Origin of the sequence: Streptomyces sp. TLI_053 (genome assembly GCF_900105395.1) — a bacterium.
Taxonomy (GTDB): Bacteria; Actinomycetota; Actinomycetes; order Streptomycetales; family Streptomycetaceae; genus Kitasatospora.
On sequence record NZ_LT629775.1, the window covers coordinates 450,859 to 473,476 of the forward strand.

Below are 22,618 nucleotides of genomic sequence, written 5' to 3' on the forward strand. Positions count from 1 at the left end.
GATCCGCGCCGTCCACGTGCCGTGGGGCGTCCCGCGGTACGACGACGGCCGGTCGGCGGTGACCGGTCGGTGATGCCGCGACCGGCTACGCGTGGTCGGGGGCGCGGTCCTCGAGGAGGGCCCGGCCGAGGGGGGTGAGGGTGTGGCGCACCCCGGGGCCCGTGCGTTCGGTGGTCAGGAGCCCGGCGGAGCGCAGGACGGTGGTGTGGTGGCTCGCGGTGGCGGGCGAGGTGCCGGTGCGGCGGGCGAGTTCGGCGGTGCCCGCCGGGTCGGCCGCCGCGCGCAGGGTGCGGGCGCGGGTGGTGCCGAGCAGCGCGACGAGCGCGCCGTCCGGCCCGTGCCCGGCGTCCGGGGACCAGATCGCCCGGTAGGTGGCCAGGTCGGGGGTGAGCGGGTAGTGCAGGACGAGCGGGTGCTCCAGGCCGCGGGTGTCCGTCAGGGCCATCGGCTCGGGCCAGAAGAAGGTCGGTACGAGCATGACGCCCGCGCCGCGCAGCCGCACGTCCGCGTTGGCGGGGCAGGGCAGCGTCAGCACCGGTGACTCCCAGCGGATGCCGGGGTGGAGCGTGGCGAGCAGTCCGTCCAGACCGCGCTCGACCAACAGGGCGGCCCGCCGGGCGCGGTCGGCGTGCGCGGCGGCCAGCAGCTGCGACCAGTACGGCGCGAGCGCGAAGGCGTGGTACTCGCGCAGCCGGCGGTCCACCAGCTCGCGTTGCGAGTGCCCGCCCCCGCGCAGTTCGTGCACCCACCTCGGCGCCCGGGGACGCATCGCGCTGAGGACGGGCAGGTCCGCGCTCCACCGCGGTCGGGGCAGTGACCAGGTCTGGTCCAGGCTCTCCGCCAGGGTGTGGCTGCCGGCGTGCAGGAACGCCTCCGCGGCCTCCGCCGCCCCGAGCGGCGTCGCCAGGTCGAACAGCATCCGCAGTTCGGGGCGGATGCTGTTGCGGGTCCGGCTGCGCCACCCCTCCAGCGCCACACCGCCGGCCCCGCGCGTCTGCACCAGCGACAGGCTCAGCATCGTCTCGGCGAGCGGATCGGGCGCCCGCGCGATCCGGACCCTGGCCAGATCCTCGTGGGTGAAATGGATACGCAGCAATCCCGCCCCCTCCGCGTCGAGCACCGCCACGGGTGCCCCGACGTCCCCGCCCGCCCCCTGCGGCCTTCCGACCACCGTAAGCGGGACGGCGCGGCCGGACAGGGCGTTGTCCGGCGATGGCCGAATCGCTCCGCCGTGCCCCGCGCCGAAGCACGGCCCCCGCGGCGCCGTGCTTTCGGGTGGACCACGACCGGTCGGCGGCCGGGAACGGCGCCCTGGTGGCCGGGCAGGTGGTAGGTGGTGGTGCGCGGCGGGGCCGATGGTCGCGCCGCGGCGCCGTGTCAGGGCAGGGGAAAGGCAGGAGGCGGGTCATCGATCCAGCGAAGCGGTGGGACGCCACCGGAGGACTCGGGGCGGGCGTTCCGGCCGCGGGCGTTCCGGCCACGGGCGTTCCGGCCGCGGGCGGGCGCGACCGGCCGGTTGCCGGCGCGACCGGACGACGGGAGCAGCGGCGGTGACCGCGCCGGGCCCGGACGGCACCCGCCGCCGGGCGTTTCTCGCCCTCGCCGCCGGGGCCGGGCTCCTGGCGGGCACCCGGCCCGCGTGGGCGGCCACGGCGACGGTGAGGGCCGGCACCGCACGGGGGCGGACCGGCACGGGGACTTCCGGCGACGGGGGTTCCGGCACTGTCTCCGCGTCCGGGGCGGGGCTGGACGTGCTCGCCGAGAACGCCCTGCCCGGGAACGCCGACTGGCGGATCACCGACCCCGGCCCGCCGGAGGCCGTCGAAGGTTTCGCCGACCGGGTCAGCGTCCTGCCCGGTGAGCCGTTCGGCCTGCACGTGTCGACCACCGCGCCCGGCTTCACCGTCCGCGCCTACCGGACGGGCTGGTACGGCGGTGCACGCGCCCGCCTGGTGTACGAGTCCGAACCGCTGCCGGGCGTACGCCGGAACGGACCGACGCTGGACTCCGCCACCCGTACGGTCCGCACCGACTGGCCACGCAGCCTGACCGTTCCCACCGACGGCTGGCCGGAGGGCAGTTACCTGCTGCGCCTGGACGCCGTCGGGGGCACCGGCCAGCGGTACGTGCCCGTCACCGTGCGCTGCGCCTCGGCGGCCGGCCGCACCCTGCTGGTGAACGCCGTCGCCACCTGGCAGGCGTACAACCTGTGGGGCGGGTACAACCTCTACTACGGGCCGACGGGCCGGCGCGACAGCCGCTCGCTGACGGTCGGCTTCGACCGCCCCTACCGGTATGCCGACGGGGCCGGGCTGTTCCTGGTGTACGAGGCGCCGCTGATCGCCCTGGCCGAACGCCTCGGGCTGCCACTGGCCTACGCCACCGGTCCGGACCTGGACCGCGAGGAGCACCTGCTCACCGGCGCGAACTGCCTGGTGTCACCGGGCCACGACGAGTATTGGTCGGTCGACCAACGACAGCGGGTGGCGGCTGCCCGGGACAGCGGCACCAACCTCGCCGTCCTAGGCGCCAACTGCTGCTTCCGCCGGGTGCGCTACGAGGACTCCCCGCTCGGCGCACGCCGCACGGTGGTCTGCTACAAGGGCGACTACGAACGCGACCCCGGGTACCTCCAGGGACTGCCGCCCACCACCGACTTCCGGGCCGAACCCGCGCCGGACCCGGAGAGCACCCTGCTCGGCGTCCTCTACGGGGACTACCCGGTGGACGCGCCCTTCGTCGTGACCAACCCCGGGCACTGGCTCTACGAGGGCACCGGCGTGCGGGCCGGGGACTCCTTCGAGCACCTGGTAGGGGTGGAGTACGACCGCGTCGACACCGCCTGGCCGACCCCGCGCCCGGTCGAGATCCTCGCCCACTCCCCCGTCGTCTGCGAAGGCCGCCCGGACCACAGCGACAGCGCCTACCTCACCCTGCCGACGGGGGCGGCCGTGTTCGCGAGCGGCACCATGCGCTGGGTCGAGTCGCTGGAAGCCGACGGCCCGGCCGACCCGCGCAACCACGGTCTGGACGGCGCCGCCGGTGCCTTCACCCGTACCGTCACCACTAACGTGCTCCGGGCCTTCGCCGCCGGCCCGGCGGGCATCGACCGTCCGGCCCGGGACAACGTCGCCGACCACTACCCGGCACCCGCGGCCGGACCGCGGAAAGCGGGCGCGGCGCTGCCGCCCTCGCCTTCACCCCCACCCGGACCCGGACCCGCACCCGCACCCGCACCACCGAAGGGACCGGACCGGCCTTGAGACACCCCCTCGTCGGGACCGCTCTCGCGCTCGTGCTGGCGCTCGTACCGACGGTCGGCGGCAGCAGCCCGCTCGCCACCGCGGCCTCCTCGCCCCCGGGCGACGCCGTCACCCGTCGGCAGGGCGACCCCGCCGCCTGGGCCGCCTGGGGCATCCCTCCCCTGCCCCCGCCGCCGGACCCGCCCGCCGACCCGCCGCTCGACCTCCCCGTCACCGGGCCGGTGCCCGTGATCAGCACCGTCCCCACCCCGGACCGCGTCGTCTTCATCACCATCGACGACGGCAAGGAGAAGGACCCCACCTTCGTCCGGATGGTCACCGACCTGGGCGTGCCCGTCTCCATGTTCCTCACCCGCGACCTCGTCCAGGACGACTACGCCTACTTCCGTCCCCTGCAGGCCCTCGGCAACCGCATCCAGAACCACACCCTCACCCACCCCCACCTCAGCACCCTGACGGCCGACCAGCAGCAGGCGGAGATCTGCGGCGCACAGTCCGTCCTCACAGAGCAGTACGGCAGCGCACCGCTGCTCTTCCGTCCCCCCTACGGCGACGCCGCCCGCACCGAGGACCTCGACCACGCGGTACGGGCCTGCGGACCCCGCGCCGTCGTCCTGTGGCACGCCACCATGCAGATCCACGACCTCCGCTACCAGGAACCCGACCGGAGACTCCGCCCCGGCGACATCCTCCTCGCCCACTTCCGCGGCCCCGCCGAACTCAACGGCTCCACCATGACCGACATGTTCGCCGAACTCCTGCGCCGCATCGGCGAACAGGGCTTCGCCGTGGCCCGCCTGGAGGACTACCTCGGCCACTGACACACCCCCGGGTCCTCGGGCCGACCGACCTGCCGCCGTGCTCGGCGCGGGTGAGCGGGAGACTCCCGGAGCCGCTCGTGGCCCGTACCGGACCGGTACGGGCCACACCGCTCCGACGGTTCGACAGCGCGACCGGCTACTGGCGACCGGCGGCCGGTTTTCGGACGGTCAGGGGAAGAGGGGCACGCCCGGAACGAGGACCGGACCGGTCGGCTCCGTCGGGACGAGGACGGGCACCGTCGGCCCGGTCGGGACGAGGACGGGCTCGCCCGGGAGGTAGTTCACGTCGCCGGGGAAGTAGATCTGCGCGCCGCGCACGAGGGTGGCCGGCGCACTCAGGCAGAGCTTCAGCTGGGTGAGGGCGAAGGGCATGCCGCCGACCCAGTAGTTGACGTTGTAGGAGGCCATGCACTGGTCGCGCCGCGTGAGCTGCAGCATCGAGGGGTTCGAGGGAAGGGTGTCGAACGTGGGAGCGGGCACCTGTGCGACATTGATCGGGCCCGGATCGGTGGCGGGCCCCTGCGCGGCGTTCGCGGTTCCGGCGGCCAGCGCCAGCAGCGGGGCCAGCACGGCCGCGGTGGCCGCCGCGGCGAGCGGTCGACGAAGACTCATGGGAAGAACTCTCCTTCAAGGGAACGGAATCACCCGCGCCCGGCACCTTTGGTGACCGACGCCGTGGACCGAATCCTCGCCGCACCCGCCGGCTCGGCGACATCCCAGGTTTCTGGTCCGTGTCCCGGCACGGGTAGTGGACCCGGGACACCGAACCGGCCCCCGAGGGTGCGGTGAGCGCCGCCGTCGAGGACACTCCGACCGGCGGGGGCAGCACGAACGCGGCCCCAGGACGACCCCGAGGCGGGTCCGGTGCAGCCCCGGCACGGGTCCGGCACGCGTCCCGGGTGGACCGGCGGGCCGGGCCGGCTCCGGAACATGACATGGTGTCCCTTGAAGGTATCGACCCATCAGGAGGCCCGCATGACCAGCAGCGCAGCGTCACCCGAGAACCCCGAGAACTCCGGGGAGCCGGAGACCGGGGCCGCCGCCGAGGCCCCCGCGGCCGCCGCCCCGGACGACGTCAAGGCCCGGTTCCTCGCCGCGCTGGAGCGCAAGCACGGTGCCAAGGGCGGCAGCACCGCCGGCGGCCCGAACAGCGACTCGAAGATCCACGGCACCCACGCCGCGGCGGGCGGGAAGCGCAACTTCCGCCGCAAGAGCGGCGGCTGACCGCACTCGGGCACGCACCGGAGCGGCCGGGCCGCGCACCGCCGCCCGCCCGGCCCCCGGAGTCCTGGCACGGGCCCCGGCCCGGTGGCAGCCGCCCGGGGCGGAGCCGCCGGGCGCGGCGCGGCAGCGGTTCAGCGCCTCGGAGTCGTCGCCTCGGAGTCGTCGCGGCGGGGACTCCCCGGCGGGACGGAGGCCGACGGACCACCGCCACGACCAAGGGTCGGTGCTGCCCCCGGAGGGCAGGAGAGCCCGGCACCACCGGGCGAACCGGCGCCGCGGGGGGAACGGCCCCGGGCCGGCACCCCGCTCGGGGTACCGGCCCGGGGTGGTGCGGGTGTGTGTCAGCCCTTGCCGAAGTAGCCGAAGAGATCGGCGACCGCGTGCGTCGACCCGGCGTGGTTGTACACGTTGAACACGCGGTTGCCGTCGACCCGCGTGGTGACGTGGTTGGCCACCGTGCTGCCCCGGGCCGCGTTGAGGTTGCTGGCAACCGTCCGGGTGCCGGCCCACACGGACAGGTGGGTGTCCGTGGTGGGCTGGACCGCCGTGACGTTCAGCACGACCGAGTCGGGGTTCACCCCGCTCTCCAGACCCGGCGACAGGCTCACGTACTGCGACCGGTCGGGGCCGATCAGGCCCGGGTAGAACTGCCGGGTGTCGAGCAGCCGGACCGGGCGCACCGGGGTGAACAGGTCGGCGCCGCCGATGTCGTAGTAGCCCGCGATGTCGACGACGACGTGGACGGAACCGTCGTTGTTGTCGAGTGTGACGCGGCCGTCGGGGCCGATCGGGACGATCACCTGGTTGGCGACGGTCTGGCCGGCGGCGTAGTTGACGTTGCTGGTGTCGGGCCGGGGCGAGCCCGAGGCGTGGGCGGTCAGGAAGCTGTCCCGCTCGCCCTGCGTCGCGGTCACGTTGAGGACGGCCGCGGTGGCGGAGGACGGCACCCCCGCGTTGCCGGCGACCTGGACGGAGAGGGCGCCGCCACCGTCCAGCGCGCCGCCACCGTCGCGGGTGTCGACCAGCCGCTGCGGGAGCATCCCGGTGAAGCGGCGGCCGTCGTTCTGCCGGTAGTAGCCGGACAGGTCGGCCACCACGTCCGTGGATCCGGCGCTGTTGCGCAGTGTCACGGTGCCGTCGGCGTTCACCGGCACGGTGACCAGGTTGGAGAGGATCTGGCCCGGCGCGAAGTTCAGGTTGGAGGTGCCGGGCGCGGGGTCGCCGGCCGGCCAGACGTCCAGGTGACCGTCCGCCGTGGGCGTGACGGCCGTCAGGTTGAGCACCACAGCGGTGGTGCCGGCCGGGATCCCCGGCACGGTGAGGTCCCGCTGCTCGCCGTCGGTGAAGGCCGCGGCGCCGGCGCCGCCGAGGCCGGTCCGGGTGTCCAGCACCCGCGTCGGCGCGACCGCGACGTAGCCGCCCGCCGGGTAGCGCACGTGTGCCTGCACCTGGCCGGTGACGCGGTGGCCGTTGGGCGCGGTGGCCGTGACGGTGATGTACGGTTCCGTGCCGGGCCGGGTGTACACGTGGTTCACGGGCTGCCCGGTGCTGGACGCGATCGGCGAGCCGTCGCCGAAGTCGATGCGGTAGCCGAGTTCCGTCGGCCAGTTGAGGACGGCCCCGGGCGTCAGCGGGACGGCCAGCGGCGCGGCCCCGGCGACCACGCTCGGGTCGAGGGTGAGGTGCTGGACGGCCTGCATCTCCAACGCCCCGCGGTCGCGCGGGCCCTGACCGGCCGGTGAGGCGACCAGCGGGTTGTCGGCCTCGGGCTGCTGCCACCGGTCGGAGCCGGCCCAGGGCGCCGTCGGGTCGCCCGAGTCGAGCGCGGGCGAGTCCGCGAGCGGCACGCCGTTCGGATCGAGCCGCGGGTCGCCGTTGTACTCGTGGGCGCCCTGGCCGGTCGCCGCGCGCAGTTCGACGGCGGAGGGGTGTGCCGTTCCGGACCAGCGGTAGGCCGCCGCCCCGGCGCCGGCCCAGACGATGTTGTAGTCCAGGGTGAGAGCCGTCGTGGCCCCGTCCGACACGGCGATCTCGGCGGGCGAGGAACCGGCCGGGCAGGCGCCCGGGTCCGTGCCGGACCGCACCTTGCCGACGATGTTGTTCTCGACCAGCGAGCCGGGCGAGGCACCCGCCAGGGCGATGCTGTTGCCGCACGCCTCGGTCACGTCGTTGTTGGTGATCCTCGTGCCGGGGGCGTCGACGACCGCGATGCCGGTGCCGTCGGTGTCCTCGATCCGGTTGGCCGTGATCAGGGTGCCCCGAGCACCGGAGCCGACCTCGATCCCGCCGAACGGCGCGTAGTCGAAGTCGTTCTGCTGGACGGTGACGTCCACGGAGGAGTTGCGGACGGACAGCAGGGGCCTCGCCGGCTGACCGTTCAGGATCTCCGGGTGGAAGGTGCTGTCCGCGATCCGCACCCGCGTCGACGCCTCGACCGCGACCGCGGTACCGAGCCCGCCGAAGTTGAACTTCCGCACCTCCACGTCGTGGACCCCGGAGAACAGGAAGCCGGTCGCGCTCCCGTAGGTCCCGTAGGGGGAGGTGAGCCGGGCCTCGTTGAGGTACCGGTCCCGGGCGCCCCCGGCGAAGACGATCGGCCGGTCCGGCGTCCCCGAGCGGCGCAGGGTGACGTTCTCGCGGTAGATGCCCCCCGCGACCAGGACGGTCTGCCCGGGCTGGACCACGTCGGCGGCCGCCTGGATGCTGCAGAACGGGTACGCGGCGCTGCCGTCCGGCCGGCTGGAGCAGTTGTTCTGATCGACGTGGATCGTCGGCAGGTCCGCGGCACCGGCACCGGTCGGCGCGACGACGCCGAGGCCGACGACGACGGTCGTCGCCATCCCGGCAAATGCCCGTCTGTTCATGAGATTCCCCCAGGGTTCTTCTCCGCGGACGACATGACCGGCCGTCATGTCGAACACACGGACGCATGATGGGTGCCATCATGTCGGATCGCACCCGAAGAGTCACACGGAGGCCGGAACCGCGCCCCCGGGCCTTCGGCCGGGCCGCCACGCTCGTCCCCGACCGGCCGCCCGACGGCCCGACCGCCCGAGGGCGAGCCGGGTCTCCCCTCCCGCGACGGTCCACCCCCCGCGAGGGAAACCGTTGGCGGTGCCGGCGCGTCGGATGGCAGGGTGCGGTGCATGACCCCGCCGTACCAGATCCGCGCCGACTACGACGCCCGCACCGTCGTGGTCTACCAGGCGTACTCGTCCGCGATCGCCGACGCCGCTCTGCGGGCGGGGCGCTTCGTGGCGCCGTTCTCGTTCGAGCGGATGACGTGGATCAAGCCCTCGTTCCGGTGGCTGATGCACCGCAGCAACTGGGCCCGCAAACCGGGCCAGGAGCGCATCCTCGCCGTGCGGATGACCCGGGACGGCTGGGAACAGGCCCTGGCCCGGGCCGTGCACACGACCGCTGGTCCCGCGGCGGTGGCGCAGGCCGCCGTGCACCTCCAGTGGGACCCCGAGCGCTCGCTGCGCAGCGCGGCCCTGAACCACTACAGCATCCAGGTCGGCATCGGTCGCAGCCTCGTCCGCACGTTCGCGGAGGAATGGGCCGTCGGCCTCACCGACCTCACCCCGCAGGTCCGCAGGGCCGCGGCGCTCGTCCGCGACGGACGCGCCGCCCAGGCCCAACGGCTGATTCCGGCGGAGCGCGTCTACCCGCTGAGCAGGTCCCTGGAAGCGCACCTGTCGGCGGTGCACACCAAGAAGCCGGGCGCGAGGGCCGGACGAGAGGGGTGAGGAAGAACGGGTCGCGGCTGCCGAACGCGGCGCTCGCGGTGACGGTGAAGAAGTGCGCCAGCGCCCGGCGGCCGACCAGCGGGGCGTAGCCGGGCCGGCGACAGACCGCGGCAGGAGCGAAGAACCCCACCGTCGCCGACACGTCGCCCGCCTCGTCCTCGTCCTCGCCACCTACGACACCGGGATCGGCGCCGGCCCGGCCGTCCTCGCGGGCTCCTGGGCCGACGCCGTCGACCTCCTGCTCGACACCCTGGTCAAGGCCGTATTCGACCGACTCGGCCCGGTGCCCCTGACAGCGAGCCGGACGTAGTCCTCGTCGTCCGCGTCCCCGGCGCGCCGGCACCGGGGACGCGGCGGTCGTGATCCGCTCCGTGGCGCCGCGGGCGCCGGGGGTGGCACGCTCCGCGCCTGCTCCCCCGCCCGGTCTCGTGGCTGTCCGGTCACCGGGCGGGGGTCGGGTCCGACGGCTCGGGACGTCAGCCGGGGCGGACGTCAGTGGGCGGACGTCGGTGGGCGGACGTCGGTGGGCGGACGTCGACTCAGAAACTGCAGACGACCATGCCCGCGCTCGCACCGCCGATCAGGCCGAGCACACCGCCCGCGAGAGCACCGACGCCGGCCGCGGGGGCGCCTGCCACGGCACCGGTGATCGCGGTGCCGACGGTCCACTGGGCCACGCACTTGTCCCAAGCGGCGGCCTTCTTGAGCTTCTCCTCGTACGCCTTCTTCTCCGCGTCCGAGCAGGTGTGGCCCTGAGCCCTGGCGCAGGCCGCACTGACGTCGTCCCCGGTCTGCTCCCGCAGCGTCGGCGTCCGCACCGTCGGCGCCGACAGCGACTCCGGCGCCGCGAGGGCGCTGGGCCGTGCCGCCGTCCCACCGGGGAACGCGCCCGGGCCCATGGTGACGGCCGAGGGCGTCTCGGTACCGTCGACGGTCGGGCCCGGGGCCCCGTCGACGGTCTGCGTCAGAGTGTTCCCGTCGACAGCCAGCTTGTAGGCGTGCTTGACGCCCTGGGTGTCGGTCACGGTGCCCGGCCGCATCCGCATGACGGGGTTGCCGCTCGCGTCGGTGATCTCGGCGCCGTCGGCGGTGGCCGTCAGGCGGGTACCGGCCGGGAGATCGAGCCTGGCGCTGGTGGTGGTGGCGAAGGTCTGCACGACGGGGGCGGGTGCTGGGGTGGTGCCGCTGCCGGGCGCGTCGGCGCTGGTGTGGGCGACGTACATCGTGGTACCCGCCGGGGAGTCCACGACGGGGACGGTGACCGTGGCGTCGGTGGTCCACGGCTGGTTGTCGGTGTCGAAGGTCCAGGTGCCGGTGACCTTCTTGCCGACGGCGGCGAAGTCGACCCAGCCGTAGTTCCTGGCCGGGACGGTAACGACCACGCCGTTGATGGTGGTCGAGTCCGAGGAGTAGGTGACGCCCGACGTCAACTGGGCGGAGACCATGGCCTGGAACGGGACGGAGACACCGAAGGACGTGCCGACGCTCGCGGACAACGACTGCGACCAGCCGGAGTGGTAGACCGTGGTGAACACCTGGCTGACCTTGTCGGCCGTGTCGTTGTACCAGACCGAGGACGCCTTCACCCGGGGCAGGGGCTCCGGCTGCCCTTCGGACCTCTGGGTCCAGGAGCAGGTGGAGGTCTTCCTGGAGCACAGGTCCGCGTAGTAGTCGAGGGCCAGGCTGCGCGCTTCGGCCGCCTTCGACGCGGGAACCGTCCACTCCTGGCCGGCGCTGCCGTTGCAGACGTTGGGCTGCGCGAGGATGCCCCAGAGATGGAGGCCGCCCCGGTTGTCCATGCAGTACTCGGTGCCGCTGGTGTCGTCGCGGCGCACGATGCCGAAGGCGTTGGGCTTTCCGTCCACGGGGCGGAAGTGCCACTGCTCGCCGTCCTTGCCGCAGGACTGCTGCACCGCGGGCTGGCTGGCGTAGACGCACTTCCCGGACGAGGTGCTGGCGATGTTGAAGGCACCGGGCTCACCGAGCCTGATCAGGCGCCAGCCGGTGAAGTTGGCGCCGTCGGGGGTGACGGAGATCTGGTTCCCGTCGCCGGTGCCGGTGGCGTTGAGAGTGCCGTCGGGGTTGGTGAAAGTGTAGGCGTCGGTCGCCCCGGCGACGGCCGCAGCACCGGCCGGGGTGGCGGCGGGGGTGGCGGTGGCGGGGGTGGCGGCGAGGACGGGTGCCGAGAGGCACAGGGCGACGGCCGGCGCGGTGAGGAGTTTCGCGGCCTTCGTCAGGGATCCGTGCATGATGCTCCTGTGCAGGTCGAATGAGTGACATGTGCATGCCTTGTTCGCGAGCGTAGGACAGCCGGGACCGGCACGTGGGATCTTGACGGGATTCGCCCGAGTGATCTGGACCACGACGTCACGCCCGGCGTGGCACGGCGCCTCGACCTCTCGATCGTCCTGCGTCGCGCGGAGCGGTCCGATGGGCAGGACCTGCACCCGAGCCCCGAGCCCCGAGCCACCGACGACGGCGTCAGGATCAGGGCAGGGATGAGCAATGCGTCCCGGCGTCACGCTCGCCCGCCCAGGACCGCCCCGCCCTCGCCCCACTGCGGAACCGGGGCGAGGGCGGGACGGCGGTGGAGGGGCGGGCCCGGCGGCAGGTCCGACGCGACGCCGGTCGGTCCCGTGGGTCGTGACCGCCGGTCGGCGGCCACGACCCCGGACGTGGCGGCTACGGGTGCGCGGGCCGGAGGCGCGCCGGCTACGGGCGCGCCGGCAAAGGCTAGAAGCTGACGATCTGCAGGAAGGTGCCGGGGTTGTCGTTGTAGTTGGTGCCGGTGACGTAGAAGGTGTGGCCGTCCGGGCCGACCGTCAGGGTGGCGCCGTGCTCGAGGTCGAACTCGGCGAAGTCCTCCTTCGGGACGGGCCGGTTGGTGGCCGTGCTGTACGCGGCCACGGTCGGGCTGGGCAGGTCGGTCTGGATCAGGACGTACAGCCGGTTGCCGCGGGGGTTCACCGCCAGGCCGGCGATCTGGCGGAAGCCCGTGTTGAGGTCGATCGTGGCGGCGAGGGTGTCGGTGGTCAGGTCGACCACCTGGATCCGGCCCTCGGGCTTGGTGATCGCGTACACCGTGGACCCGTTCGGGGCGAGGGCCAGGTCGTCGATGAACCCCGGGGAGGTGATGGTGCGTACGACGGCCGGGTGAGCCCTGGTGAGGTCGAGGCGGATCAGGCCCTCGGGACTGGAGAGGTAGCCGGTGGCACCACCCGGGCGCACCACGAGGTCGCGGGGGTTCGACGTCGGCAGCGGGGTCTGCCCGGTGAACGCGCGCGAGGCGGCGGAGAAGGTGAGCAGGCGCCCCGGCAGGGACGGGTTCGGCGGAGCCGGGGAGTACGGGCCGCCCTGGCCGACGTACACGGTCGTCCCGTCCGGCGATACCGCCAGGCTGTACGGCGAGCCCGCCTGCCAACCGTCCGGGCGGGGCTGGTCGGGCAGCGGCACGTGCGCCGTCACGGTGTTGGTGGCGGTGTCGAAGACGTTCAGGGCGGTCGCGGTGACCAGGTAGACGGACCGGCCGTCCGGGGCCAGGGTCTTGGGCCCGCTCCAGAACTCCGGGCTGGTCTGCACCTCGGCGAGGACGGCGCCGCTCTGCGTGTCGACGACACCGAGCCGACTGCCCGACTGCAACTCCTCCCCCACGTAGGCGCGCCGTCCGTCACCGCTGATCAGGGCCCGCTGCGCCCAGGAGACGCCGGGCAGCGGCACCAGTCGTTCCACGCCGCCGACGGGAGGCCGGCCCGCCGCGGGCGCGGCTGTGGCAGTGGCAGCGGCTGCAGCAGTGGCTGTGTCTGTGGCAGCAGCACCGGCACCGACTGTGGCAGCGGCGGCCGGGCCGACTGCGGGCCCGACCAGAACGCCCGCGGCCACGAGGGCGGCCGAGAGCAGGGAAGCAGCCCAACGGGCCACCGGCGGACGTGAGTTCATGGAACCAGCCTCTCCCCCGGGACGGAATCGCGGACCTGCCACGAGGCTAGGGCATGAACATGCCGTTCCGGTTCACCGTCCGCCCACGGACTCCGCTCCCCCGGACGGCGACTACCGGCCAGGCACCTGGGATCGCGGCCTGATGACCCGTCATTGACACATGCTTGACCATCACTTTAATGTCGAAGTGGCGGCGAAGAACACGCCGCCGGATTACCGGTATATCTCGGAGGTCCGAATGGAACAGCTCATCAAGAAGATGACCCAGGACGACAAGTGGAACGGCTGGGTCGCCGCCAACTCCAGCAGCACCGCCAAGGACGGCTGCATCAGCACGGCCCCCAAGTCCGGGTGCATCAGCGTGGCCAAGGCCGGTTGTATCTCCTGACGCGCCGACCGGATCCTGACGGCACAGATCTGCCCTGAGCTGCGCCGACGCGGTTCGGGCCGACCGGAAGATGCCGGTCGGCCCGGACCTGCGGCGCGGCCCGCCGACGCGTGCCGCCCGCGCTGCGTGCAGCGTGCTGCGTGCCGCGCGCCGTCCGCATCCTGCCCCGGGGCCGGCGAACCGGAGCCCCGGGCACCGACCGGAGGTGACATTTGAACGGCCAGCCGACCGCCGACGTGGTCGACCGGATCAAGGACATTCCCCTCTACCGCGACTCGATCGAGCAGGGCTGTTTCCCCATTCTGGAAAAGCCCGAGATCGCCCGCGGATTTCCCGGCAACTGGATGACCCCGCGCCTGTCCGCCGCCCTCGCGGCCGGTGAGGCGGAGTTCGTGCTCTCCACCGGCACCAACCACGCCCGCATGCAGATCATCCGACCGCCCTACTTCCTGCTGAAGTCCTACTACCGCCTGTGGAGCGAGCACCCCGACCTCGCCGACACCTGGCGGGAGGGCTGTCACCGGGTCTCCCTCACCACCGTCCTGGCCACCGAGCACGTCGCCCGCGTCAACGCCCGCAAGCGGGGCGAGGAACCGGCGGCCGAACCGGACGCGCAGGACCGCCGGCTGGACGACCGCACCCGCTACCTCAACCTGCGGCTGGACCCGGACCACTGGCAGCGGGCCGACGTCGAGCGCATGCTCGCCGAGATCCGCGACGCCGCCCGTGCGCACCCGCGCGGCCACTACCTCCTCGACTGCTCCTCCTCCCACCTCGCCCACCTGGTGCGCAAGGCCCGCGCCTGGGGCCTGTGGGAGGGGTTCCCGCCGCCGGCGGCCGTCGTCCACGCCTACGAGTACACGCCCGCGAACGTGGCCCGGTACCTGCGCGAGCACTTCGACTGCCCGATCGTCGACCTGTTCGGCAGCACCGAACTCGGCTACCTCTACTACAGCGACCGCGGTGGCGACTACCGGCCCTACCTGCACGACATGAGCGTCGAACTGCTGCCCGTCGCCCCCGGCAGCACCATCCACAGCCTGATCGTCACCAGCGTGCGCAATCCCTTCATGCCGCTGGTCCGCTACCGCTCGGGCGACTGCGTCCGCACCGCGGACGGCAGCACGGACCCGGAGCGCATCACCCGCTTCTGCGGCCGTGAGAAGGAACTGCTCGCCACCCCGCGCGGCCCCCGCGCGCAGGGCGACCTCGACGAAGCCGTCAGCGCCGTCACGCCGCGGGTCTTCCTCACCCGCCTGCACCTCGAGGAACCGGGCGGGGCCGTGCTGCGCTGCACCACCTTCGACGCCGCCCCGCTCACCCGCGCCGAGAGCGACGCCCTGGCCGCCGCGGCCGGCGAAGTCACCGGCCGGCGCTGCCGCGTGGAACACCACGACCACCTGCCCGTCGGCGCCTCCGGCAAATACGCCTGGCTCGCCGCGTCACCGAGCGCGTCACGGGCCGCATCACCGACCGCGCCCCCGAACGCCACCACGATCCCGACCACGTCGGCCGGAGGTGCCCGATGACCACCCGATCCGAGTCCCGATCCGGATTCCCGGCCCGGTCCGAGGCGCCGGACCTTGTCACCGTCACGGCCACGGACCTCGAGGAACTGCTCGGCGCCGACCTCCACGCCGAGGTGGTCGCCCACACCGTCACCCGGACCGGCTGCACACCCGCCGACGCCGGACGCCAGGTGACCGAGTGCCTGCGCTACCTCTACCTCGTGTCCCGGCACCGCGACGAACTCGCCGGCCTCTTCCTCCCCGTCGAGCAGCACATCGACGAGATCTGGCACTACCTCATCCTGCAGACCCGCGAGTACCGCGCACTGTGCGAGGAGCGGCTGCCCGGCCGGTTCTTCGTCCACCACCGCGGCATCCCGTACGAGTCCTACCAGGAGGAGCCCGGCCGCCGGCAGGCCGCCGAGGAGGCACTGCGCTGGATCCCGCTCTACTGCCGCGCCTTCGGCCCCTTCGACGAGGGTGCGCTCGCCCACTGGACCATCGTCCGCTACCTCCACGAGCACATGGGCATGTCACTGGAGGAGATCTCGGCGCTGAGCCCCCTGGCGTCCTCGTGACCGCCACCCCGCCGGCCGCCGCCGCGCCCCGCCGCCCGCCGGGGCGCGGCGGCGCCGGGCCGTCCGACTCCAAGCCGTCCGGGGCCGCACGGGCAGGGCACGGACCGGCGGGGCCCGAGGCCGCCGAGGCCCCGGACGCTCCCGAGGCACCGGACGCCCCCGAGGCACCGGAGGCCACCGAGGCCCCCGAACAGCGGCGGGTCCTCGCCGTACTGGTCGCATCGCAACTGGTCAGCGGCGCCGGGCTCACCGCCGGCATCGTCGTCGGCGCCCTGCTGGCCGAACAGATGCTCGGCTCCACCGGCCTCGCCGGCATCCCCACCGCCCTGTTCACCGGCGGATCGATGCTCGGCGCGCTCGTCGTCGGCCGGCTGTGCCAGCGGCGCGGGCGCCGCCCCGGTCTCGGCACCGGCTACGCGATCGGCGCCCTGGGCAGCGTCGGTGTGGTCGCCGCCGTGGCCCTGGACCAGGTAGCGCTGCTGCTGCCCTCGCTCCTGGTCTACGGCGCCGGCACCGCCACCAACCTCCTCGCCCGCTACGCCGGCGCGGACCTCGCCGCACCCCACCGCCGCGCCCGCGCCCTGAGTCGTGTCCTGCTCGCCGCGACCCTCGGCGCGGTCGCGGGCCCCAACCTCGTGCCGCTCACCGGCGACCTCGCCCGTGCCTGGGGCATCCCCCCACTGGCCGGGCCCTTCCTGCTCGCCGCGCTCGGCTACACGGCGGCGGCCGTCCTGCTCACCGCGCTGCTGCGGCCCGATCCCCTCCACCTGGCGCAGGCCCGGCTCCCCGCCCCGGAGGCCCCGGCCGCCGACGGGGACGCGAGTGACGGCTCCGATTCCGGCGACGGGGCCCACCCGGTACGGAAGCTACGGAAGGAGGCGGACCGGCGACGAGGGCCGGGATTCGCCACCGGCCTGTGGATCATGCTGCTCGGCCAGCTGCCCAAGGTCGCCCTGATGACCATGACGCCCGTCCACCTGGCCGCCAACGGCCACGGCACCGGCACGATCGGCCTGGTCGTCTCGCTCCACATCGCCGCGATGTTCCTGCCCTCCCCGCTCACCGGCCTCCTGACCGACCGGCTCGGCGCCCTCCCCGTCGCCGCCGCCTCCGGCGTCCTGCTCTGCGCGGCCGCACTCCTGGCCGCCGCCGCACCGGGCGACTCCGTGCCCCTCCTAGCCCTGGCCCTCACCCTCGCCGGCATCGCCTGGAACCTCGGCCTGGTCAGCGGAACGGCCGTGATCACGGCCGCGCTGCCGCCTGGGCGCGGTGCGAGCACCCAGGGTCTGGCCGACGTCGGCCTCGCCGTCGCGGGCAGCACCGGCGGCCTGCTCTCGGGCCTGGTCGTCACGGCCGGCGGCTACGACGCCCTGGCCCTCGGCTGCGCGCTGACGGCCCTCCTGGTCACACCACTGGCACTGCGGCAGCGCCTGACCGCGCTCGAACAGGAGCGGACCGGCGCGCCCGCCGGGTGAAGCGGGGCGCGGGCGGCGAGCACTGCCGCCCGCGCCGCCGTCGCCGTCGCACGGCAATCCGGCCGGGGCCCCGGGCGCCGTCCGGTGCGGCTCCGGAGAGGACGGCGCGGGGCGATCGGCGCACGACACCCCGCGCCGGCCCGCGCGGGTCAGGGGTGCTGGGCGAGGGTGTGGCCGGTGACCGCACGGGCTTGGGCGTGCAGGGCGGTGAGGACCTCGTCGCGGGTGCGCCGGCCGGCGAGGATCTCCATCTGGTAGCCGTCCTCCAGTGCGACGAAGTTCGCGGCGAGCAGACGGGGCGGGTCCTGGAGGGTGAAGTGGCCCTGCACCTGACCGAGGATCAGAATCGCTGCATACAACGCGATCTGACGCTCGGTCAGAGCACTGTCGAGGACGGCGGCCCTGGCATCGCGCAGGCAGCGGGGCCAGCACTCGAAGAGCAGGCGCGTCAGCGTGTCGTCGGGGCCGGTCGCCACGCCTCGGTCGATGCACGCGCGCAGCTGGTCGCGGGCGTCGGTGAAACGGCTCGCGGCCTCTTCGCGTTCCTCGCTGTAGCGCTCGATGGCCTGCCGGTAGGTGGTATGGACCAGTTCGTCGAGGTCTCCGTAGTAGAGGACCGCGGCCGGAGTGATGCCGGCGGCCTCGGCGACGTCGCGAAGGCGCAGTCCTTCCAGGCCGCGGGCGGCCAGTGCCTGCTCCACGGCCCTGCCGAGTTCGGCCCGGCGGGCCTCCTTGCCCACGCTCTTCCTGCCAGCCACGGTGCGCCGCTCTCCTGTCGCCGTCTCTACTGTACGAATATTTAACGCTACCCCACCGCCTATTGACTGGCGAGAGCCCCATGATTTAAATCTGCGTTTAACAAACGCGCAGGGCTCACGGAGGCACCATGACCAACGCGACCGACGTCGGGGCGACCACCGGACCGTCCAGACCTTCCCCCACCGACAAAGGACTGCGCGGCGGCTCGGTCGGCCTGTTCGCCGCCGTCACCCTCGGGCTGTCGTCCGTCGCCCCGGCCTACAGCATCGCCGTCACGCTCGGCTTCGTGACCCTCGTCGCCGGCCACCTCGCCCCGGCCGCCCTGCTGCTGGGGTTCGTGCCCATCCTGCTCACCGCGTTCGCCTTCCGCGAGCTCAACCGCGAGATGCCCGACTGCGGCACCACCTTCGTCTGGGTCACCCGCGCCTTCGGACCTCTGGCGGGCTGGCTCACCGGCGGGTGGATCGTCCAGTGCGCGACCCTCATCGCGATGACGGCCCTGGCCCAGGTCGGCGCCACCTACCTGCTCGACCTGACCGGCCTGCACGTCCTGGCCGGCGACAGCACCGCCGTGGCGGCGACCGCCGTCCTCCTGCTCGCGGCCGTCACGGCCATCGCCCACCGCGGCCTGCAGCTGGCCGCCTCCGTCCAGTACGTGATGCTCGCCCTGCAGCTCGCCGCCCTGCTCGGCTTCGGCATCGCCGCCTTCGCCCGTCCCGGCGCGACCGGTCCGTCCGGTCCGTCCCTGGGCTGGCTCGATCCGTTCGCGTTCACCGGTCCCGGGCAACTCACCGAAGCCGTGATGCTCTGCCTGTTCATCTACTGGGGCTGGGACGCCCTCCTCACGGCCAACGAGGAGACCCGCGACGGCGAACGCGTGGCCGGCCAGGCGGCCGTCATCTCCACCCTGGTGCTTCTGGGCACCTACCTGTTCACCGCCTTCGCGGCCATCGGCTTCGCCGGAACGGGCGACAGCGGAACCGGACTCGGGAACGCCGACAACGCCGGCGACATCCTGGCCGCCCTCGCACCACCCGTCCTCGGCCCGGCCCTGTCCAAGGTGATGCAGCTGGCCGTCTGCGTCTCGGCCGTCTCGGCCCTGCTCACCTGCCTCGTCGGCTCCTCCCGCGGCACCCTGTCCATGGCCGCGCACGGAGCCCTGCCGCGTGCCTTCGCCCGCATCCACCCGCGCCACCGAACCCCTGGCTTCGGGACCGTGTTCCTCGGCACCGCGGCGGCCGGACTGCTGGTGCTGCTCACCCTCGTCTCCGGCCGCTTCCTCGGCGACGCCATCCTGTGCATCGGCCTGCTCATCGCCTGCTACTACGGCACCACCGCCCTGGCCTGCGTCTGGTACTTCCGCTCCCGGCTCCGCACCTCGCCGCGCGACCTGGTGCTGCGGGGCGTGCTTCCCCTGGCCGGCGGCCTGATGATGCTGGCCGCCTTCGCCCGCAGCGCCTACGACATGTACGACCCCGGCTACGGCGCCACCTCCTTCCACGGCGTCGGCGGGGTGTTCCTCCTCGGGGCCGGTTCCCTGGCCGCCGGCGCCCTCGCCCTGGCCGTCGCCCGTACCCGGTTCCGCCCCTTCTTCCGCAACGGCCGCACCGCGGTCGCCGAGCCCGCCGTCGCCACCACCACCACCACCATCGAGGACTGAACCGACCCATGCGCTCACTCGTCGTCGCCGCCGTCCAGACCGCCCCCGTCCCCCACGACATCGAGGCCACCTGGGAACGCTTCGCCCACCAGGTCCGCACCACCCGCGAGCTGTTCCCCCACGTCCAGCTCGTCGTCGTCCCCGAACTCCTGCTCGCCGCCGAGGGCGCCCTCCTCCGGCCGGCCCCGCAGGACTGGACGGAACACACCGCCGTCACGATCCCGGGCCCGCTGACCGACCGGATCTGCGCGCTCGCCGAGGAGACCGGGCTGTGGCTCGTCCCCGGCAGCATCTACGAGCGCGGGCCGGACGGGCGGATCCACAACACGGCGATCGCCGTCTCCCCCGAGGGCCGGATCGCCGCCCGCTACCGCAAGGTCTTCCCCTGGCAGCCCTACGAGAAGTCGGTCCCCGGCAGCGAGTTCACCGTCTTCGACATCCCGGGCACCGGCCGCGTCGGCCTGGCCGTCTGCTACGACGGTTCGTTCCCCGAGACGGTGCGCCAACTGGCATGGCTCGGCGCCGAGATCGTCATCCAGCCCACCCTCACCCCCACCCGTGACCGCGAGATGGAACTCGTGTGCGCACGCGCCAACGCCTGGACCAACCAGGTGTTCGTGGTGAACGTCAACGCCTCCGACCCGGCGGGCGTCGGCTCCAGCACGATCGTCGACCCCGAGGGAATCGTCCGCCAGCAGGCCGGCCCCGGCGAGGAGATCCTCGTCGACGTCCTCGACCTCGACACCGTCACCCGCGTCCGCCGGTACGGCTCCGCCGGCCTCAACCGCCCCTGGAGCCAACTCGCCCGCTACGGCGAGGCGATCCGACTGCCCATGTACGGTGGCGGCGGCTTCGTCGCGCCCGAGTGGCTGACGGACGAGAGCGTCTGACAGCGGTTCGATCGGCGGAGGCGGCACCGGGACCGGGACGAGACCGGGAGCGGGACCGGGACCGGGTCGCCCGGCCGGGCGGGTGGCCGGGCGGGCGGGTGGCCGGGCGGGCGGGCGGGTGGCCGGGCAGGCGGGTGGCCGGGCGGACGCTATGACGCCCGGCCGGGCAGAATGATCGATCGAACGCGCACCGACCCCTGTCGGCAGCCGCTCAGGACGGACAGAATCACCCGTATGACAACCGCCACGGTCGAAACTCCCACCGGCGCCGCTCCCCTGGACCTCGCCAGGGGATTCCTCACCGGCGGAGTGATCGGGGCATCGCTGGCCGCCTTCGTCGTCGGCTGCACTCTCGGCAGGGTCCCGCTGATCATCGCCGGGCCGGCCCTGCTCGCGGCCTACGCACTGCTGTTCCGCCTCGCCGGCGCGCCGCGCCGGGCCCGGGAGGGTGCCCGGGCCCCCCTCACAGCGCTGGCACTGATCGACGGACGGGAGGTGCTGCGTACGGGCCGGGAGACGGACGTCCCGGTGCGCTTCGACCTGAGCGTCGCCCCGGACGGGGCACCCCCCTTCCGCATCCGGTTCACCCAGGACGTGCACGTCTCCGAGCTCGCCGACCACCGGGCCGGCGCGGTCCTGGTGGTCCGCTACGCTCCGGACCGGCCGTGGCTGCTGCGGATCGTCAAGCGGCCCACCCCGGAGTGGGAGGACCGCGCGGCGGGCGCCGTCCTGGAGCCGGCACCCGGACCGGTCGTGGTGGCGGACCGCAAGGACGGCTGTCTCTGGAGCCTGACCACCCTCCTCGGGGTACTGCTCGGCGCGGCCGCCGTGGTCCTGCTCATGCGGGCCGAGCTGTTCGGGAAGGACACCGACGCACCCGCCGCCCGGCCCGTCGCCTCGTCGAGCACGAGTACGAGTACGAGCACGTTGACGGTGACGGCTACGGTCACCTCCTCGGCCACCGGCACGGTGACCTTCGGCCCCGGCCGGTCGGTGCTGGACCGGGGCGTGCTGCGGGAGGCCGTCCAGTCGCTCACCGGGGGCGGGGACGGCAAGCAGGCGCTGACCGTCGTGGTGCGGGAGCAGTTGCTGACGGTGGTGTTCGCCCCGGAGGGGGTGAGCGCCCCGGCGTTCGACCCGCGGTCGCTGCCGTTCGACCGGGTGCCCGCGCTGGTCGAGGAGGCCAGGACCACGCTCGGTGTCGACGCGCCGCACACCTGGCAGCTTTCCGCGGAACGCCTGGCCGGTGCCCTCACGATCAGGATCGGCGTGACCGGGGCCGGCGGATCGGCCTCGCTGGAGGCGGACGGGCAAGGCGTGGTGGTGCGGCGCAGCCCGGTCCGTTGAGGGAGTGCCGCAGGGGTGGACCGGGGTGCCGGGGTGCGTGACCGGGACGGCGCGGGCCGGTGGAGCGACGGGGTCGGAACGACAGGAGGGACGGGCGGATGGGGTGGCACGGGTACCTGGCGCTGTGGTGCGGGGTGCTGGGCGCGGTGGCGCTGGTGGGGTACGGCCGGTCGCTGGCCGGGATGACGCGCGAGCAGCGGGCGGTGCGGGTCCCGGGGCGGATCGAGCAGGTGCGGACGCCCCGGCACGGCGGCTCCCGGCGCGGGGGGATCGCGGTGGTGGTGTCCTACCGCGATCCGTCCAGCGGTGCGCGGGTCCTCGTGACGAACGACGGCGAGCACGGCGAGAACGGCGAGGCGATCACCGCCGCGTGGACGGGCCGGGAGGTCGGCGTCCGCTACCCGCGCGGCAGGCCGCACGACTACCGCTTCACCGACGACCCGCACGGCGGCGGTCGCGGCCTGGGCCTGCCGAACACGGCGCTGTTCCTGCTGTACGGCAGCCTGGTGGTCGCCGCCGCGGTCGACCGGGGCTGGCCGTGGGCGCTGATCGGTGTCTGCGGGCCGTGGGCCCTGATCGGCGTCTGCTACCTGCCGGGGAACGTGCGTGACACCAGGCGCCGCCGTGAGCGGCTGGCATCGATGACCGCCGCCGAAGGCCGGATCGTCGCGGTACTCCGGGACGTCACCACGGACGGCGAGGGCAGCACCTCCACCACGATCACGCCCGTCGTGGCGTTCACCACCCGCGAGGGAACGGCCGTCACCGCGCACTGCGACGCCGGCGTGCCCGATCCGGCGGACTCGTACGAGCGGCACCTGACGGTCCACTACCCAGCCGACGACCCCGCCGGGTTCGTCCTCGACCACGCGACCCGGCAGCGTTCGGTGCGCTCCGACATCGCGGTCAACGTGGTGTTCCTGGTCCTCGTCGCGGCAGGGGCCGTCGTGGGCGTGCTCCTGCTCTGACGTCGGGCCGGGACCGGTCGTCCGGCGGCTCCGCAGGAGTCGGCCCGATCGG

At 73.9% G+C, this 22,618-nt stretch carries 19 protein-coding genes; 13 read left to right on the plus strand and 6 right to left on the minus strand.

Features of this window, described 5'->3' with window-relative positions:
• Positions 1 to 85: 85 nt before the first annotated feature.
• Positions 86 to 1,096 carry an ArsR/SmtB family transcription factor gene (locus BLU95_RS01580; protein ID WP_093858317.1) on the minus strand — a complete coding sequence of 337 codons (1,011 nt, stop codon included), beginning with the start codon at positions 1,094 to 1,096 and terminating at the stop codon, positions 86 to 88.
• 454 nt (positions 1,097 to 1,550) lie between these two features.
• On the opposite strand from BLU95_RS01580, the gene BLU95_RS01585 reads away from it, so the two are divergent.
• Positions 1,551 to 3,263: a N,N-dimethylformamidase beta subunit family domain-containing protein gene (locus tag BLU95_RS01585; protein WP_231978189.1), complete on the plus strand. Its 1,713-nt coding sequence runs from the start codon at positions 1,551 to 1,553 to the stop codon at positions 3,261 to 3,263.
• A complete protein-coding gene (locus BLU95_RS01590; RefSeq protein ID WP_093858318.1) occupies positions 3,260 to 4,084 on the plus strand; it encodes a polysaccharide deacetylase family protein in 825 nt (274 codons plus the stop codon). Before BLU95_RS01585 ends, BLU95_RS01590 begins: the two co-directional genes overlap by 4 nt.
• A gap of 168 nt (positions 4,085 to 4,252) precedes the next feature.
• Here BLU95_RS01590 and BLU95_RS01595 read toward each other — a convergent pair whose 3' ends face one another.
• Entirely contained in the window at positions 4,253 to 4,696 is a 444-nt protein-coding gene (locus BLU95_RS01595; protein ID WP_093858319.1) for a hypothetical protein, read from the minus strand.
• Positions 4,697 to 5,059: 363 nt separating this feature from the next.
• Between BLU95_RS01595 and BLU95_RS01600 the strand changes: the two genes are divergently transcribed.
• Entirely contained in the window at positions 5,060 to 5,308 is a 249-nt protein-coding gene (locus tag BLU95_RS01600; RefSeq protein ID WP_093858320.1) for a DUF5302 domain-containing protein, read from the plus strand.
• A gap of 341 nt (positions 5,309 to 5,649) precedes the next feature.
• Here the strand turns inward: BLU95_RS01600 and BLU95_RS01605 are convergent, their stop codons facing one another.
• Complete coding sequence (locus BLU95_RS01605) at positions 5,650 to 8,148, minus strand: right-handed parallel beta-helix repeat-containing protein (protein WP_093858321.1); 2,499 nt, start codon at positions 8,146 to 8,148, stop codon at positions 5,650 to 5,652.
• Positions 8,149 to 8,454: 306 nt separating this feature from the next.
• Here BLU95_RS01605 and BLU95_RS01610 point away from each other — a divergent pair, with 306 nt between their 5' ends.
• Both BLU95_RS01610 and BLU95_RS01615 read left to right on the plus strand, forming a co-directional pair.
• Positions 8,455 to 9,057 (plus strand): DUF4291 domain-containing protein, encoded by a 603-nt coding sequence (locus BLU95_RS01610; RefSeq protein ID WP_093858322.1) that lies wholly within the window; start codon positions 8,455 to 8,457, stop codon positions 9,055 to 9,057.
• Between the two features lie 52 nt (positions 9,058 to 9,109).
• Positions 9,110 to 9,367, plus strand: a complete 258-nt coding sequence (locus tag BLU95_RS01615; RefSeq protein ID WP_093858323.1) for a hypothetical protein — start codon at positions 9,110 to 9,112, stop codon at positions 9,365 to 9,367.
• Between the two features lie 229 nt (positions 9,368 to 9,596).
• On the opposite strand, the gene BLU95_RS01620 is transcribed toward BLU95_RS01615, so the two are convergent.
• Positions 9,597 to 11,306, minus strand: coding sequence for a hypothetical protein (locus tag BLU95_RS01620; protein WP_093858324.1), 1,710 nt, complete (start codon positions 11,304 to 11,306; stop codon positions 9,597 to 9,599).
• 484 nt (positions 11,307 to 11,790) lie between these two features.
• Entirely contained in the window at positions 11,791 to 12,786 is a 996-nt protein-coding gene (locus BLU95_RS01625; RefSeq protein ID WP_159424712.1) for a YncE family protein, read from the minus strand.
• Positions 12,787 to 13,231: 445 nt separating this feature from the next.
• Between BLU95_RS01625 and BLU95_RS42950 the strand changes: the two genes are divergently transcribed.
• The 4 genes from BLU95_RS42950 to BLU95_RS01640 all read left to right on the plus strand — a co-directional run bounded on the left by BLU95_RS42950 (position 13,232) and on the right by BLU95_RS01640 (position 16,942).
• Complete coding sequence (locus tag BLU95_RS42950; protein ID WP_173861992.1) at positions 13,232 to 13,381, plus strand: hypothetical protein; 150 nt, start codon at positions 13,232 to 13,234, stop codon at positions 13,379 to 13,381.
• A 212-nt stretch (positions 13,382 to 13,593) separates the two neighbouring features.
• Positions 13,594 to 14,910, plus strand: a complete 1,317-nt coding sequence (locus BLU95_RS01630) for a phenylacetate--CoA ligase family protein (protein WP_231978190.1) — start codon at positions 13,594 to 13,596, stop codon at positions 14,908 to 14,910.
• Entirely contained in the window at positions 14,907 to 15,467 is a 561-nt protein-coding gene (locus tag BLU95_RS01635) for a glycine-rich domain-containing protein (protein ID WP_231978192.1), read from the plus strand. Before BLU95_RS01630 ends, BLU95_RS01635 begins: the two co-directional genes overlap by 4 nt.
• A 212-nt stretch (positions 15,468 to 15,679) precedes the next feature.
• Entirely contained in the window at positions 15,680 to 16,942 is a 1,263-nt protein-coding gene (locus tag BLU95_RS01640; RefSeq protein WP_093864560.1) for an MFS transporter, read from the plus strand.
• A gap of 149 nt (positions 16,943 to 17,091) precedes the next feature.
• Here the strand turns inward: BLU95_RS01640 and BLU95_RS01645 are convergent, their stop codons facing one another.
• The gene (locus BLU95_RS01645) at positions 17,092 to 17,700 is read right to left on the minus strand and encodes a TetR/AcrR family transcriptional regulator (protein WP_093858326.1); all 609 of its coding nucleotides are present in this window, start codon (positions 17,698 to 17,700) and stop codon (positions 17,092 to 17,094) included.
• Positions 17,701 to 17,828: 128 nt separating this feature from the next.
• Between BLU95_RS01645 and BLU95_RS01650 the strand changes: the two genes are divergently transcribed.
• The 4 genes from BLU95_RS01650 to BLU95_RS01665 all read left to right on the plus strand — a co-directional run bounded on the left by BLU95_RS01650 (position 17,829) and on the right by BLU95_RS01665 (position 22,566).
• Positions 17,829 to 19,361, plus strand: a complete 1,533-nt coding sequence (locus BLU95_RS01650) for an APC family permease (protein WP_093858327.1) — start codon at positions 17,829 to 17,831, stop codon at positions 19,359 to 19,361.
• Positions 19,362 to 19,369: 8 nt separating this feature from the next.
• Positions 19,370 to 20,251, plus strand: coding sequence for a carbon-nitrogen hydrolase family protein (locus BLU95_RS01655; RefSeq protein WP_093858328.1), 882 nt, complete (start codon positions 19,370 to 19,372; stop codon positions 20,249 to 20,251).
• Between the two features lie 234 nt (positions 20,252 to 20,485).
• Complete coding sequence (locus tag BLU95_RS01660; protein ID WP_093858329.1) at positions 20,486 to 21,598, plus strand: hypothetical protein; 1,113 nt, start codon at positions 20,486 to 20,488, stop codon at positions 21,596 to 21,598.
• 98 nt (positions 21,599 to 21,696) lie between these two features.
• Positions 21,697 to 22,566: a DUF3592 domain-containing protein gene (locus tag BLU95_RS01665; protein ID WP_093858330.1), complete on the plus strand. Its 870-nt coding sequence runs from the start codon at positions 21,697 to 21,699 to the stop codon at positions 22,564 to 22,566.
• Positions 22,567 to 22,618: the final 52 nt, after the last annotated feature.

Coding starts and splice junctions, on each gene's coding strand:
- BLU95_RS01660 (WP_093858329.1), top strand. CDS start 20,486: ATGACAACCGCCACGGTCGAAACTCCCACCGGCGCCGCTCCCCTGGAC.
- BLU95_RS01655 (WP_093858328.1), top strand. CDS start 19,370: ATGCGCTCACTCGTCGTCGCCGCCGTCCAGACCGCCCCCGTCCCCCAC.
- BLU95_RS01650 (WP_093858327.1), top strand. CDS start 17,829: ATGACCAACGCGACCGACGTCGGGGCGACCACCGGACCGTCCAGACCT.
- BLU95_RS01665 (WP_093858330.1), top strand. CDS start 21,697: ATGGGGTGGCACGGGTACCTGGCGCTGTGGTGCGGGGTGCTGGGCGCG.
- BLU95_RS01595 (WP_093858319.1), bottom strand. CDS start 4,696: ATGAGTCTTCGTCGACCGCTCGCCGCGGCGGCCACCGCGGCCGTGCTG.
- BLU95_RS42950 (WP_173861992.1), top strand. CDS start 13,232: ATGGAACAGCTCATCAAGAAGATGACCCAGGACGACAAGTGGAACGGC.
- BLU95_RS01605 (WP_093858321.1), bottom strand. CDS start 8,148: ATGGCGACGACCGTCGTCGTCGGCCTCGGCGTCGTCGCGCCGACCGGT.
- BLU95_RS01620 (WP_093858324.1), bottom strand. CDS start 11,306: ATGCACGGATCCCTGACGAAGGCCGCGAAACTCCTCACCGCGCCGGCC.
- BLU95_RS01600 (WP_093858320.1), top strand. CDS start 5,060: ATGACCAGCAGCGCAGCGTCACCCGAGAACCCCGAGAACTCCGGGGAG.
- BLU95_RS01610 (WP_093858322.1), top strand. CDS start 8,455: ATGACCCCGCCGTACCAGATCCGCGCCGACTACGACGCCCGCACCGTC.
- BLU95_RS01635 (WP_231978192.1), top strand. CDS start 14,907: ATGACCACCCGATCCGAGTCCCGATCCGGATTCCCGGCCCGGTCCGAG.